The sequence below is a fragment of the Streptomyces glaucescens genome, assembly GCF_000761215.1.
Taxonomy (GTDB): domain Bacteria; phylum Actinomycetota; class Actinomycetes; order Streptomycetales; family Streptomycetaceae; genus Streptomyces; species Streptomyces glaucescens_B.
In genome coordinates this window covers 2436095-2449703 of the sequence record NZ_CP009438.1, presented here as the reverse complement: position 1 = coordinate 2449703, position 13609 = coordinate 2436095, and the positions used below count along the sequence as shown (strand labels likewise).

The 13609-nt window shown below is 70.8% G+C and carries 11 protein-coding genes; 3 read left to right on the top strand and 8 right to left on the bottom strand.

Going from position 1 to position 13609, the window contains the following annotated elements; translation table 11 throughout:
• Position 1: 1 nt before the first annotated feature.
• From SGLAU_RS10520 to SGLAU_RS10485, 8 genes are all read right to left on the bottom strand, one after another.
• Positions 2-679: an SCO2322 family protein gene (locus tag SGLAU_RS10520; RefSeq protein WP_043500460.1), complete on the bottom strand. Its 678-nt coding sequence runs from the start codon at positions 677-679 to the stop codon at positions 2-4.
• A complete protein-coding gene (locus SGLAU_RS10515) occupies positions 676-1911 on the bottom strand; it encodes a prenyltransferase/squalene oxidase repeat-containing protein (RefSeq protein WP_043500457.1) in 1236 nt (411 codons plus the stop codon). The genes SGLAU_RS10520 and SGLAU_RS10515 overlap by 4 nt, the downstream gene beginning before the upstream one ends.
• 545 nt (positions 1912-2456) lie before the next feature.
• Positions 2457-2999 carry a hypothetical protein gene (locus tag SGLAU_RS10510; protein WP_043500456.1) on the bottom strand — a complete coding sequence of 181 codons (543 nt, stop codon included), beginning with the start codon at positions 2997-2999 and terminating at the stop codon, positions 2457-2459.
• 10 nt (positions 3000-3009) lie between these two features.
• Entirely contained in the window at positions 3010-7701 is a 4692-nt protein-coding gene (locus tag SGLAU_RS10505) for a putative T7SS-secreted protein (RefSeq protein ID WP_078957667.1), read from the bottom strand.
• Complete coding sequence (locus tag SGLAU_RS10500; RefSeq protein WP_043500454.1) at positions 7701-8360, bottom strand: hypothetical protein; 660 nt, start codon at positions 8358-8360, stop codon at positions 7701-7703. Before SGLAU_RS10500 ends, SGLAU_RS10505 begins: the two co-directional genes overlap by 1 nt.
• Positions 8357-8968 (bottom strand): hypothetical protein, encoded by a 612-nt coding sequence (locus SGLAU_RS10495; protein WP_043500452.1) that lies wholly within the window; start codon positions 8966-8968, stop codon positions 8357-8359. Before SGLAU_RS10495 ends, SGLAU_RS10500 begins: the two co-directional genes overlap by 4 nt.
• Before the next feature lie 70 nt (positions 8969-9038).
• Complete coding sequence (locus SGLAU_RS10490) at positions 9039-9506, bottom strand: hypothetical protein (RefSeq protein WP_043500450.1); 468 nt, start codon at positions 9504-9506, stop codon at positions 9039-9041.
• Positions 9503-10123, bottom strand: a complete 621-nt coding sequence (locus SGLAU_RS10485; RefSeq protein ID WP_043500449.1) for a TetR family transcriptional regulator — start codon at positions 10121-10123, stop codon at positions 9503-9505. The genes SGLAU_RS10490 and SGLAU_RS10485 overlap by 4 nt, the downstream gene beginning before the upstream one ends.
• 219 nt (positions 10124-10342) lie before the next feature.
• Between SGLAU_RS10485 and SGLAU_RS10480 the strand changes: the two genes are divergently transcribed.
• From SGLAU_RS10480 to SGLAU_RS10470, 3 genes are read left to right on the top strand one after another with little or no spacing between them, the layout of a single operon-like run.
• Positions 10343-11788, top strand: coding sequence for a glycosyltransferase family 4 protein (locus SGLAU_RS10480; protein WP_043500448.1), 1446 nt, complete (start codon positions 10343-10345; stop codon positions 11786-11788).
• A complete protein-coding gene (locus SGLAU_RS10475; RefSeq protein ID WP_043500446.1) occupies positions 11782-12531 on the top strand; it encodes a class I SAM-dependent methyltransferase in 750 nt (249 codons plus the stop codon). Before SGLAU_RS10480 ends, SGLAU_RS10475 begins: the two co-directional genes overlap by 7 nt.
• Positions 12528-13604: a prenyltransferase/squalene oxidase repeat-containing protein gene (locus SGLAU_RS10470; protein ID WP_043500444.1), complete on the top strand. Its 1077-nt coding sequence runs from the start codon at positions 12528-12530 to the stop codon at positions 13602-13604. The genes SGLAU_RS10475 and SGLAU_RS10470 overlap by 4 nt, the downstream gene beginning before the upstream one ends.
• Positions 13605-13609 lie beyond the last annotated feature (5 nt).

Genomic DNA, 13609 nt, shown 5'->3' with positions numbered 1-13609 from the left:
CTCAGTCACGCCCGCGCCGTCGCGTCTGCCAGACCGCCGCCGCGCCGAGGACCGCCACCGCCGCGCCGCCCGCGACGAGGCCGAGGGAGGGACCGCCGTCGCCCCCGTCCGTCCCGTCGCTCCCGTCGCCGGCCGGCTTCCCGGCCGCGGCGTCCTGCTTCCCGTCCCCGCTCACCTGCTCACCGCACCCCTTTGCCGGATAGCCGGAGATGGCGCACAGCAGGGCGTTCGTGTCGTAGCGCAGCGGCTTGGCGACGGCGGCCAGCGCCTCCGCGGTCGTCGCGTCCGGGGCCACGCGCGCGCACGCCGTCCGGCGGGCGGGCGGCGTCTCCCCGGACGGGGCGTCCGCCGCCGTACCGAAGTCGAGGACCAGTGCCACCCGCTTGCTGTCCTCCCGGGCGGGCGTACGGGCGCAGATCACGTCGAAGTCCGCCGCGCCGCGCGGCTGGGCGGCGTCCTGCGAGTTGGCGCTGACCGCGAACCGGAAGCCCTGCACGTCGCCGTCGGACGGCCGGGCCGTCGCCGGGCCCTGGGTGGCGTACGTCCAGCGGTCGCCGTCGCGGTCCCAGAAGGACCAGTAGCGGTAACCGGCGGCCTGCGCCTGGCCCGCCCCCAGCGACACGAACAGCACGGCCGGCAGCAGGGCCGACAACACGGCCGCGACACGGCGGACGCTCACGCCTGCCGCCCCTTCCTGCGGCCGCTCAGCAGGAAGCCGATGCCGATACCGCCGACGAACAGGGCGCCGATGACCCACCACATGCCGTTGTCGTCGTCGCCCGCGTCCGCCTTGTCGGCCGCCTCGTCCTGCTTGCTCTCGTCCTCGCCGGCGGCCTGGGGAGCCGGACCGGTGGCGTTGAGCTGCTCGACCAGGTCGGTGCCGCCGAAGTCCCGCGGTTCGGTGCCGGTGGCGAGGGCGGCGAAGATCAGCTGGGCGTAGGCGGCGGGACCGCTCTGCTTCGCCCAGCCGGCCGCGTTCTCCTCCAGCCACTTCAGCGGCTTCGCGGCCCGCTCGGCACCGCCCTGCGCGGCGAGCGCGACGACCGCGTCGGCGGTGTTGCCGAAGTCGGGCTGGTCCTCGGCGCCCGGGAGGGCGGAGACGAGGTGGCCGTCCTTCGCGACGGCGCCCGCGAGGTAGGCGGCGCCGTTGGCGGCGGCCTGCTCCGGAGTCCTGGCGTCGGCGCACTTCGACGCGGCGGCCTGCTCGCCGGCCTCGGCGTCGAGTCCCTCGCCGAGGGCGCCCAGCACACCGGCGGCCGTGGCGTCCGCGTTGGCGGCGAGCCCGCCCTTCTTGTCCGGCTGGTAGGCGAAGGCGCCGCCGTCCTTGCCGTCACAGGGGAGGGCGAGGCCGAGCAGCGCGTCGAACGGCGACTTGCCGCCCTTCCTCACCTCGGCGGGCTTCTCCCCGGCAGCGGCGAGCGCCCCGATCACGATCGACGTCGAGTTGGCGTCACTGGGCGACCCGGCGCCGAAGCCCCAGCCGCCGTCCTTGTTCTGCACCGACTTCAGCCAGCCGACCGCCTTGCCGGTCACCGCTTCCTGGCCGCCGAGCGCGGCGAGCGCCTGCACCGCGGCGGAGGTGGCGTTGGTGTCGAGCATGGTCTTCGCGTCACACGGCGCGGCGGTGTCCGCCCGGAAGGAGGCGAACGCGCCGTTCGCGCACTGCTGCCCGGTCAGCCAGTCCACGGCCTGCCCGGCGGGCCGCACCCCCACGGCGTCCTGCGCGAGCAGCGCCAGCGACTGCCGCCACACACCGTCGTAGGTCGGGTCACCCGAGCCGTACAGGCCGGACGGTATCGCCACGGACGGGGTGGCGGACGGGGACGGATCGGCGGCCTGGGCGACCGGGGTCGCGGCGCCACCGATCACTGCGGCGGCGGCCAGGGCCGCGGCGCTGCGGCGGAAGTTCATGATCGGCGGATGCCCTCTCCTGCGGGGAGCCGGGCAGCACGGGAGACCCCGGGCGGCCCGGCCCCGTAAACCTCGACGGTGCTGAGCCGTTCCACGTCCGCACGGAGCGATCCGGCTCGCCGCCCCTGCTCGGGCCCGGCTCACGGCTAGGGGTCTCCCCTGTTCGAGTGAAGTCGAGAACTCGGGGACGGGTCAGCGCCGGATTTGCACCGGCTTTCCCCCGTACGGGTGTGATACGACGCGGCCACTTTACCGGGCGGTACGGAGGCCACCTCGAAGTGGTTCCACTGAGAAGCAGGATGGAGCGACGGGACACGGTGGCAGCATGTGCGTCCACGCCGTGACCCAGTACCAGCTGCACTACGCGTGGGTCGGATGCCCCGGCAGCTTCCAGCGGCATCCAGCGGGCTCCGGGTGAGACCACCGTGCCCGAACTGCGGCGGCCCCTTGCACTGTCCCGCCCCGCCCTCAGGGCCACTGACGCTCACAGAGCGGAAACCTGAACCGCTGAACACGCGCTCAACCGGTCGGCGGCCTCATCGGCGTCACGGCAGATCAGGGATCACAGACAGCCAGGCCGAGAGTTCCCTGTGCAACGGATCACCTGGGGGAATCAGGCTTTCGACGCCGCGCAGCGGGGTCAACAGATTCTTGACGCGTCTGAGCCGCAGCATCTCCTGGGGAGGCAAGCTTCGCCAGAGCACGGCCTTTGTGCGAACCTCTTCCGGTGTCTGCCCGATCTCCCTGAAAACGCTCTCGCACAGATCGACCGGATCAAGGAGACCGCCATCCTGCGCTGCTCCGAAGGCGCGGATCGCGTTGACCCGCACGTTCGTCTCCTCGGCCAGTGCCGCCTTCCTGTCGACATCAGACCCTTGGGCTTTTTTGCGGATCGCCGTAAGAGCGAGCCGAACCCATCGCAAGCGGATGTCGACGGCCAGCCGATCGTCACTCATGCGGGCGACGGCCAATTCACGCATCATCTCCCAAGTCTGCACGTCCAGGCGGTCAGTTTCCGGCTGGGCGGCGAAGCGTTCCAGCTCATCGACGGATCGACCTGACAAGCCTTCCGTCGAGGTGGAGTGCACTGTCGATGACTCATTCCAAGAAGATGATCCCTGCACGCTCGAACGCGTCCCTTCCTACCTGGAGACTCTCCAAAGAGGGTCTGTAGTGCCCACTGTTGTTGTTTATTTCCATCCCGAAGTAGCTGCCGCCGCCACCGGCGATCTCCGCTTCGCCAGCAGCGTGCACTGGTCCTCCACGAGTGAGAACCGGGTGCTTGAGCTCGACACCATCCACATACTTCGGCATCACCAACAGTTCGCCATGCTGATCGACAACCCATTTGACTGTTCCGGAATTGACCGCTTCGTCGAACCCGTTGTCGCCCACCCTCAGCGGGCGGACGCCGAGACGCTCAGCGTCCGCCAGTTCACGGTCGAGCTCCTTCGGTAGCTGATTCTCGTATGGTGCCAGCCCGAAAGGATCACCGAATCGATGTGGATTGTGAACGTACGTTGCCGGATTGGGCGCTGGGCTCAACCCTAGGGGGTCCGGGGTGAGGTACCTGGCTGCTTCGGGGTCATAATGCCTGAAATAATTGTAGTGGACGCCCGTTTCCGGGTCGTAGTACTGGCCGGGAAAGCGGAGGGGTGTATAGGCGCTGCTGTTGGCTGTCCAAGCGGTCGTTCCCCACAGAGTGCTGCGGGTACGCCAAGCGATCTCACCCTGCACGTCGACGAGTTCGCTCGGGGTGCCTATCAGGTCGGTGATGATGGCGAAGAAGCGAGAGTCGATCTCCTCCTGGGAACCATTGGCAGAGTGGATGCGCTCCGTCTGTGCGACGGGGTGCAGGCCTCGGTGGTCCCACGTCAACGTGACCCGGTTCGGTAGGTCGCGGGACGCAGTGGTCTGTTCACACAGGATCGTGCCGTCCCAAGTGAACGTCACCTGCTCGATGACCGTTTCGCCGTCCTCCGCCAGACGGAGTTTCGCCGTGCGGCGGCCCAGTGGGTCGTATCTGTAGCGCCAGCGGGTGCCGTCCGGGGTCGTCACCGAAGTGAGGCGGCTTTCCGTGTCCCATTCGTAGCGCCAAGTGTCCGGTTTGCGGGACAGGCGGGTCTTCTGGCGCACGACAGTGCGGCCCAGCTCGTCGTGTTCATAGCGGACGCGGCCGGCACGGGTGATGCGGGTGCCCGTGTACTGGCGTTCTCCCACCGCTTCCGCCCCCGGGTGGGAGGTCGGCCAGGACGCCGACGTCTGATTGCCGGCGGCATCGTAGGTGTACGTTTCCGTCCAGTTCGCCGCGTGCACCGCCGTCACTCGGCCTACCGCGTCCAGGTCGAAGCGCCGGGAGCCGGACATCTGGTCATCGATGCCGATCAGGTTGCCATCGGCGCGGTACGTGTACGTACGGGATTGGACGGATCGGCCGCCGGCAGATCTCACCGACTGCGCCGTCAGACGACCCAGCTCGTCGAAGCCGTGCTCCAGGGTGATCGTCTCGCCGACCCGACGACCCAGTTCGCGGCCTTGCGCGTCGTACGTGAAGTCGATGGACCGGCCCGAGGCAATCATGCCGGTGGTGCGCCCCGCCGGGTCGAAGGACCACGTGGTGGTAGCCCCTGTCGGAGTCGTGCGGCCCGTTCGGCGTCCCATCTCGTCGTATGTGTACGTCAGTGTTCGGCCATCCACGGTCTCCTCACGCACCCGCCCGTAACGGTCGCGCAAAATGGTCAGCGTGGTGCCGTCCGGCCCGGTTGCGTGGGCCAGACGATCCGTGAAGTCGTACGCGTACGTGGTCACCTGACCGGCCGCGTCCTTGCGGGTCACCTGCCCCAGCGCGTTGCGCTCGAAGGTTACGCTCTGGCCGAGCGTGTCCGTGCGCGAGGTCAGGCGGCCCGCAGCGTCATACTCGTACGCCAGTCGGCGGCCGTCGAAGTCCGTCTCTGCGACCAAGCGACCGGCCGGGTCGTACTCGTACGACCACGTCAAACCCTGTGGGTTTCTGACCTCCGTCAGGCGCAGCTCACTGTCGTGCTCGAACTCGTTGCGCACGCCGTCCGGGCTCGTGCGCGCCGACAACAGATCGAAGTGCGTGTACTCGAAGCGAGTGACCGCGCCCTCGGGGTCGGTGTGGTTCGTACAGTTGCCCTCGCCGTCGTACGTCCAGCTCTCGGTCGTGCCGTCCGGTGCCGTACGGCGGGCCAGGCGGCCCTCGACTGTCCATTCCATACGAGTCACCGCGCCCGTCGGATCCGTGATGGCGATCACGCGACCGAAGGCGTCACGCTCGCACGACCTTGTCGCGCCGAGCGGATCCGTGACCGAGACGGTGAGTCCGGCACGATTGCAGTGGACCACGGTGGCGTTGCCCTGCGGGTCCGTGACGGAGGAGAGGCGGCCTGCGTCGTCGTACGCCAGCTGGGTCGTCCGCCCCGCTGGATCGGTGACCGACGTCCGATTCCCGCGCTGGTCGTACGTCTGCCGCCAGACAGTACCGTCCGGGTTCACCACCTTCACCGGCAGGCCCAGGTCGTTGTACTCCGCCCTCGACTCGCGGCCGTCCGGGCGGACGACCTTGATGAGGTTGCCCTTCTCGTCGTACTCGAACGTCGTCGTGTGGCCCAGCGGGTCCGTGCGGGACAGGAGCCGGTTGTGGCGGTCGCGCCGGTAGCGGGTGACCGCGCCGAGGGGGTTGATCTCGGCGATCACCTGGCAGTGGCGGTTGATCAGGTAGCGGGTGGTGTGGCCGAGGGAGTCGGTGATGGATGTGGTGGACTCCCCGGTCGCCGAATCCGGCGGGCCGTAGGTGAAGGTGGAGCGCAGGTGCCCCGCCGCGCCGGACTGTTCGGTGCAGCGGTCCCGGTCGTCGTAGACGTAGGTGAAGTGGCTGTCGTTGGTGTCGGTCCACGATGTGATGCGGCCGAGATCGTCGTAGCCGAAGCGGGTCGGGCGGCCGGAGGAGTTCACCACCTCGGTGAGGTGGCCGTCCGTGTAGCCGTACCGGAGCAGTTCCTGGTCGGTGCCGTCCGGGGCCGCGCCCGCCAGGCGGAGCGCGGTGATCCGGCCGTCGGCGGCCGACAGGAGCAGGCGGTAGCCGCCGCTGTGGGTGATCGAGAGCGGTGTGCCGTCGGTGTCGTACGCGAAGGCGATCCAGTTGCCGTTGCGGTCGTCGATCTGCTCCAGGACCGCCAGCTCGGCCGAGCGCTCGGTGAAGTGGCGCACCTGACCCGACTCCGGGTCGGTGAGCGTGTAGCCGTCGTCCGTGCGGTCCAGCGGCCAGCGCGGACCGTGCGTGGGCAGGGTGGGGACACCGGGGGCGGGGTGCGGGTACGCGAGGACCAGACCGTCCTCGCCGACGAGGACGACACCCTCGGCGTCGATCTCCAGGCGCTGGTCCAGGGTCGAGGACCAGGTCGGTCCGAACCAGCCGCCCAGGCGGTACGACGACTCGAACTGGCGGCGCAGGACGAGCGGCAGCCGGCCCGGCAGCGAGACGTCCGTCTGCGGCAGGACCATGCGGCCGGTGGCGACGTCGACCGGGTCCTTCTCGCAGACCTTCTCGTTCGGCCGCCGCGACACGTCGTCCGCGCCGTTCTCCACCGTGTTCCGCGCGCCCTTGCTCAGCCCCTGCTCCGCGCCCTCCTTCAGGGCGAAGCGGGCGCCGGTGCGGGCCAGGCCGGCGCCCTTGGTGCCGATCAGCTCGGGGATGAGACGGCCGACGAATTCGGAGGGGTCCTTCTTGAAGCCGTCGACCACGGCCTGCACGGTCCGCTCGGGATGGGCGGCGGTGGAGACCAGGCCGGACAGCGTCATGCTGACGTTCTGGAGGTACGCGGCCGGGTGCGTGAGGTTGTACGGGTCCACGGGGTTCAGACCGCGGACGAAGTTGACCAGGCCGGCCGTGCCCTTGAGGGCGCCGCCCACGACATGGGTCAGCTCGGTGTTCACCGCCTGGAAGCCGTCGGTCAGGTTGTTGCCCAGCCGGTCCAGCGGCGGTGGCTCGGCGGGCGCGTGCGCGAGGGCGGCCTTCACCTTCGACTGCGCCTGCGAGGCGGCGGTGTTGCGCTGCTTGCGGGCCTCGGCGAGCTTGTCGTGGGCGGCGTCGATGTCGGCTTTGCCGGGGTCGGTGAAGGGCGGGGGCTTGGGACCGGGGTCCTCGTTCGCCTCGATCTTCGCGTTGTAGGCGTCGACTTTCTTGTTGTACGCGTCGACCGCGTCCTGTGACGCCTTGCGGCCCTTCTTGTACAGCTCGACGGCCTCCGCCGCCTGCCCCTGCGCCCACTTCACCGTGTCCGCGTACGACTCCAGGGCCTCGGCGGCCGTCTTGCACGCGTCCGCCGCCTGCGTCCACTTCTCCGGGTGCACGCCGAACTTCTCGCGGAAGGTGTCGCCGCCCTCGCCCTTCCAGCCCGACGAGTCGACCTTGCGCATCCCCTGGCCGACCTTGTCGAAGGCACCGTGGAAGTCCTTCAGGTGCCTGGCGCTCTCGCGGATCTTCACCGGGTTGCCGTGGATCAGCTCGTTCGCTTCCTCGGTCTCCCCGAGCTGCCGCTCGCCGGGGGTCGCGCCGAGATCCGAGGCGACCTCGTCGCCCCAGTCCTCCACCGCGTCGGCGGCATCCTCCAGGCCGACGTAGTCCAGGCCGTCGCCGACCTTGTCGGTGGCGTAGTCGACGCCCTCGCCGAGTTTCTTCTTGCCCTCGTCGATCAGGTCCTCGCCGATCGCGAGACCCTTGTTGATGCCGCCCTTGATGCCGTCGCCGATGTCTCCGAAGATGCCCATCAGTTCTCACCCCCGCCCTGCTGCTCGGCGGCCCGCGCGCGCTCCTCGGGGGAGGGGCCGAACGTGTTGTCCAGCATCTGCTCGTACTCGGCGTCCGACACCCCGAACTGGTTGTGCGTGTTCTGCGGGTTGAGGCCCATCGGGCCCAGCGTGTTCGAGGTCATCACGTCCCGGCCGGCGTCCATCCAGCCCTGCTTGCTGTTGGCCAGCGCCTGGTCGAAGGACTCCTTGCTGTAGTCCACGCCGCCGAACGCGCCCGAGGTGGCGATGTCGCCCCAGCCCTTGCCGGTGACCTCCTCCTCCGAGGCGTAGGGATTGCCGATCGCCGCGTTGGTGACGACCTTGAACGTGCCCTCGACGTACTGCTCGGTCTCGTAGTACGTGCCCGCCGACAGGCCCGTCCTGACGGCGAACGCGTTCCCCTCGTTGATCAGCGAGCGCACACCCCACTCCCAGCGCTCGCAGAACGAGCCGAAGTCCGCCGTCAGACCCTCGTGGCCCAACTCCAGGCCCGACAGCGCGATGTCGCCGAAGCCACGCCCGGCGCCGGCCATGCCGACCATCCCGAGCTCCTTCAGCTCGCCCAGTGCCGCCGTCAGGCCCTGTGCGACCAGGCCGAGCCCGTCGGCCTGGAGGTCCTTGCCACCGCCGTTCGTCATGCCGTCCCCTCCGCAGCCGCCTGCTCGGTGTCCACCGCCACCTCGTCCGGCACGATCCCGCGCACCGGCGGGAACACCATGCCGTCCGGGCCGTCCGCGCAGTCCAGGGCGACCCCGCAGGGCACTCCGGCGGCCGGGACCGCCACGTCGAGGAGCCGGGCACCGAGAATCCTCTGGTACGTCCACTCGCGGGCGTATTCACCGCGTGCCTGGGCGTAACGGGCCAGGGCCTGCTCGTCGGAGAAGGCGAGGATGAAGCGGACGCCGTTGAAGTCCGCGGTGAGCAGCCCGCGTTCGCCGTCGGGTCCCGGCGCGTCACCCAGCGGGACGAGGACCGCGGTCCTGCGGAACTCGCCGAGCACGGCGGCGAACTGCCGTCGGCGGGCGGCGGCTTCCGGCGCTTCCGGAGTCTCGGTGGCCGGGTTCGCGACCGGTTCGGGTGCGGGACTCCCGCCCTGTGCGCCGTGCGCGTTCTCCGTACTCGGCTCCGCGGTCGGTTTCGTGGCCGTGACGGGTGGCACGTCGGCCATCTCCGCGTAATCGGCCAGCCGGGACCTCGGAATGCTGTGCTGCGGCGTCATGTCTGCACCGCCCCCGTGTTCAGACATGCCCCGAATCATCGCATCAGGGCGTACCGCCCCCTCGACGCCCCCGTCACACTTCAGCCACAGGCGTCCCTCAGTCGAACGTGTGCCGCACCACCCAGTAGTCGTACTCCTCCTCCGAAACCGCGCACAGCCGGCGGCCGTCGAGCGAGACGGTGATGCATTCCGGGGAGCCTGTGGCTTCGGCGATGCGGGAGGGGAGGTCGCCGGGGTTCGTGTCGCGGACGGGGACCCAGGCGGGGTCGGTGGCTTTGGAGTCGGGCGGGAGGATCAGGAACTCGCCGGCGCCCCCGTGCCCAGCCGGGCCGGGGTCTGCGCCCGGGGCGTGGAGGGAGGTGTCCGTGGCGTGGAGGTGCCAGGCGCGGTCCAGTTCGGCGGCGGCGTCGGGGGAGGCCAGGGGGATCGTGGCGGCCGGCCGGACCTCGTAGCCGGCGACGGCGCGGATGGCGGCGAGGACGGGAGGGCCGTGGTGCGCCGCCGTGTCCTCCAGGACGTGGAGGCCGCAGCGCTCCAGGAGGTCCCGCCAGGCGGGGCGCGTCATCGGGGGGTCTCCGGGTCCGTCAGGTCGATCAGCCGGCACACCGTCTCGATGTCGACCTTCACCTGGGCGATGGAGGCCCGGCCGGAGAGCCAGGTGATGAGGGCCGAGTGCCAGGTGTGCTCGATGACGCGGACGGCGGAGAGCTGGGCGGGGGTGGGGTGTTCCCGGCCCATCGCGTCGAGGATGATCGCCGTGGTCTGCCGGGAGACCTGGTCGACCTCGGGGCTGACGCTGCGGTCGGCGAAGGTGAGGGCGCGGACCATGGCGTCGGCGAGGTGGGGTTCGCGTTGCAGGGCGCGGAAGGCGCGCATCAGGGTCTCCGCGACGCGTTCAGCGGCCGTGTCACCCGCCGGGGGTCTCTTCCGCAGCGTGGCGTGCAGGTGCTCGAGCTGGTCCTGCATGGTGGCGACCAGGAGATGGATCTTGGAGGGGAAGTAGCGGTACAGCGTCCCGAGCGCCACCTGCGAGGACTCGGCGACCTCACGCATCTGGACCGCGTCGAACCCGCCCCGGCAGGCCAGCCGCGCGCTCGCGCGCAGGATGCGGCGGCGGCGCGCCTCCTGCCGCTCGGTGAGGGGCGAGGCGGGGCGTGCGGCGGCGGCTTCCACCTTCTCCATGGGTCCCGTTCCGTGACAGTGCGTGAGGTCGTGCGATCACACAGCATGGCAGGGTTCGCGACCGGTGCGGGCCGTGGCGTGAATCACCTGATCCACTTCTCACAGCGGCGCTACCTGCCGGTAGATTCAGAGCCTCTTGAACGATCAAGTCTGAAACTTGTTCTAGGTTAGCGTCCCGGCATAATCTCGCGGGACAGTGCAGGGAGAAGGGGGCCCAGAGTGAGCGCTGAGGCCAGGGAGGCCGGGGCCTCGCAGGACCTCGCTGCCGACGGCTTGCGACCGCTCCGCATCGCACTCCTCACCTACAAGGGGAACCCGTTCTGCGGCGGCCAGGGCGTCTACGTCCGCCACCTCTCCCGCGAACTGGCCCGCCTCGGCCACCACGTCGAGGTCATCGGCGCCCAGCCGTACCCCGTCCTCGACGAGGGGTACGACAACCTGCGGCTGACCGAGCTGCCCAGCCTGGACCTGTACCGGCAGCCCGACCCCTTCCGCACCCCCGGGCGCGGCGAGTACCGGGACTGGGTCGACGCCCTGGAAGTGGCGACGATGTGGACCGGCGGCTTCCCCGAGCCGCTGACCTTCTCGCTGCGCGCCCGCCGCCATCTGCGCGCCCGCCGCGGCGAGTTCGACGTCGTGCACGACAACCAGACACTCGGGTACGGGCTGCTGGGCGACGTCGGGGCACCGCTCGTCACCACGATCCACCACCCGATCACCGTGGACCGGCAGCTGGAGCTGGACGCGGCGGAGGGCTGGCAGCGCAGGTACTCGGTGCGGCGCTGGTACGCGTTCACCCGGATGCAGAAGCGGGTCGCGCGCCGGCTGCCGTCCGTGCTGACCGTCTCCGGCACCTCGCGGCAGGAGATCGTCGAGCACCTCGGCGTACGCCAGGACCGGATCCACGTCGTGCACATCGGCGCCGACACCGAGCTGTTCTCGCCCGACCCGTCGGTGCCCCGGGTGCCGGGCCGGATCGTCACCACCTCCAGCGCGGACGTGCCGCTGAAGGGACTCGTCTTCCTCGTCGAGGCGCTCGCCAAGGTCCGTACGGAGCATCCGGGCGCGCACCTCGTCGTCGTCGGCAAGCGGCCCGCCGAGGGGCCGGTGGCGCAGGCGATCGAGCGGTACGGCCTGGAAGGCGCCGTCGAGTTCGTCAAGGGCATCTCCGACGCCGAACTGGTCGACCTCGTCCGCTCGGCGGAGGTCGCCTGCGTGCCGTCCCTCTACGAGGGTTTCTCGCTGCCGGCCGCCGAGGCCATGGCGACGGCGACCCCGCTGGTCGCGACGACGGGCGGGGCGATCCCCGAGGTGGCGGGCGCGGACGGCGAGACCTGCCTCGCGGTGCCCCCGGGCGACGCGGGCGCGCTGGCCGCCGCACTGGTACGGCTGCTGGGGGACCCGGCGCTGCGGGCGCGGCTGGGCGCCGCCGGACGGGAGCGGGTGCTGGCCAGGTTCACCTGGGCCCGCGCCGCCGAGGGAACGGTCGCCCACTACCGCGAGGCCGTCTCCCGCGCGGCCGGCCGGGGCACGGGCCGCTCCGCGACGGCCGTGGACCGCTCCGCCGCCCCGCTCGCGGACCGCTCCGCGGCCCAGGACGAGGGCTCCGCGTCCGCCGCAGTTGTCACAGCTGGATCCAACCCCGAAAGCAGGGCCACGTGCTGACCGTCGACTTCTCCCGGTTCCCGCTCGCCCCGGGCGACCGCGTCCTGGACCTCGGCTGCGGCGCCGGACGGCACGCGTTCGAGTGCTACCGGCGCGGCGCGCAGGTGGTCGCGCTGGACCAGAACGGCGAGGAGATCCGCGAGGTCGCGAAGTGGTTCGCGGCGATGAAGGAGGCGGGGGAGGCCCCCGAGGGCGCCACCGCGACCGCGATGGAGGGCGACGCGCTCGCGCTGCCGTTCCCGGACGAGTCCTTCGACGTGGTGATCATCTCCGAGGTGATGGAGCACATCCCGGACGACAAGGGCGTCCTCGCGGAGATGGTGCGGGTGCTCAAGCCGGGCGGCCGCATCGCGGTCACCGTGCCGCGCTACGGCCCGGAGAAGGTCTGCTGGGCCCTGTCGGACGCCTACCACGAGGTCGAGGGCGGCCACATCCGCATCTACAAGGCGGACGAGCTGATCGGCAAGATCAAGGAGGCCGGGCTCAAGCCGTACGGCAGCCACCACGCCCACGCCCTGCACTCCCCGTACTGGTGGCTGAAGTGCGCGTTCGGCGTCGACAACGACAAGGCGCTGCCGGTGCGGGCGTACCACAAGCTGCTGGTCTGGGACATCATGAAGAAGCCGCTCGCCACCCGGGTCGCCGAGCAGGCGCTGAACCCGCTGATCGGCAAGAGCTTCGTGGTCTACGCGACCAAGCCGCACCTGCCCCGCGTCACGCGGACCGAGGCGGCCGCCCGGTGACGACCCCCCGCACGGAACACCTCGTCCTGCCCGGCGTGCTCACCGCCGAGCAGGCCGCCGAGACCGTCCGCGGCATCCTCGCGGTGCAGCGCGAGGACGGGGCGATCCCGTGGTTCCGCGGACACCACCTCGACCCCTGGGACCACGTCGAGGCCGCGATGGCACTGGACGCGGCGGGCGAGCATCAGGCCGCCGAGCGGGCGTACCTGTGGCTGGCCCGCCACCAGAACCCGGACGGCTCCTGGTACGCGGCGTACGCCGACGGCGACCCGGACGACATCACCGACCGCAGCCGCGAGACCAACTTCGTCGCCTACATCGCCGTAGGGGTCTGGCACCACTACCTGTCGACCGGCGACGACACCTTCCTGGACCGCATGTGGCCGGTGGTGTACGCGGCCGTCGAGTTCGTGCTGCGGCTCCAGCAGCCCGGCGGGCAGATCGGCTGGAAGCGCGAGGACGACGGCACGCCCGTCACCGACGCGCTGCTCACCGGCAGCTCCTCCATCCACCACGCGCTGCGCTGCGCGCTCGCCGTCGCCGAGCAGCGCGAGGAGCCCCAGCCGGACTGGGAGCTGGCCGTGGGCATGCTGCGGCACGCGATACGCCGGCACCCGGAGCGGTTCCTGGACAAGGACCGCTACTCCATGGACTGGTACTACCCGGTGCTGGGCGGCGCGCTGACCGGCGCGGAGGCCCGGGCCCGCGTCGAGGAGGGCTGGGAGCGGTTCGTCGTGCCCGGCCTCGGCGTGCGGTGCGTGGTGCCGAACCCGTGGGTGACGGGCGGCGAGTCCGCCGAACTGGCCCTCGCCCTGTGGGCGACCGGCGAGTCCGACCGGGCGCTGGACATCCTCGCGTCCATCCAGCACCTGCGCGATCCGGAGACCGGCCTGTACTGGACGGGCTACGTCTTCGACGACGACGCCGTCTGGCCCCGCGAACTGACCACCTGGACGGCCGGCTCCCTGCTCCTCGCGGTCGCCGCCCTCGGCGGGCACGAGGCGACCTGCGCGGTCTTCGGCGGCGACCTGCTGCCCAGGGGCCTGGAGGAACCGGAGTGCTGCGGGACCTGACCGTG

Bases quoted from the DNA above. Each gene is read 5' to 3' on its own strand.
- SGLAU_RS10515 (WP_043500457.1), bottom strand. From the start codon at position 1,911: ATGAACTTCCGCCGCAGCGCCGCGGCCCTGGCCGCCGCCGCAGTGATC.
- SGLAU_RS10505 (WP_078957667.1), bottom strand. From the start codon at position 7,701: ATGGGCATCTTCGGAGACATCGGCGACGGCATCAAGGGCGGCATCAAC.
- SGLAU_RS10500 (WP_043500454.1), bottom strand. From the start codon at position 8,360: ATGACGAACGGCGGTGGCAAGGACCTCCAGGCCGACGGGCTCGGCCTG.
- SGLAU_RS10495 (WP_043500452.1), bottom strand. From the start codon at position 8,968: ATGTCTGAACACGGGGGCGGTGCAGACATGACGCCGCAGCACAGCATT.
- SGLAU_RS10490 (WP_043500450.1), bottom strand. From the start codon at position 9,506: ATGACGCGCCCCGCCTGGCGGGACCTCCTGGAGCGCTGCGGCCTCCAC.
- SGLAU_RS10485 (WP_043500449.1), bottom strand. From the start codon at position 10,123: ATGGAGAAGGTGGAAGCCGCCGCCGCACGCCCCGCCTCGCCCCTCACC.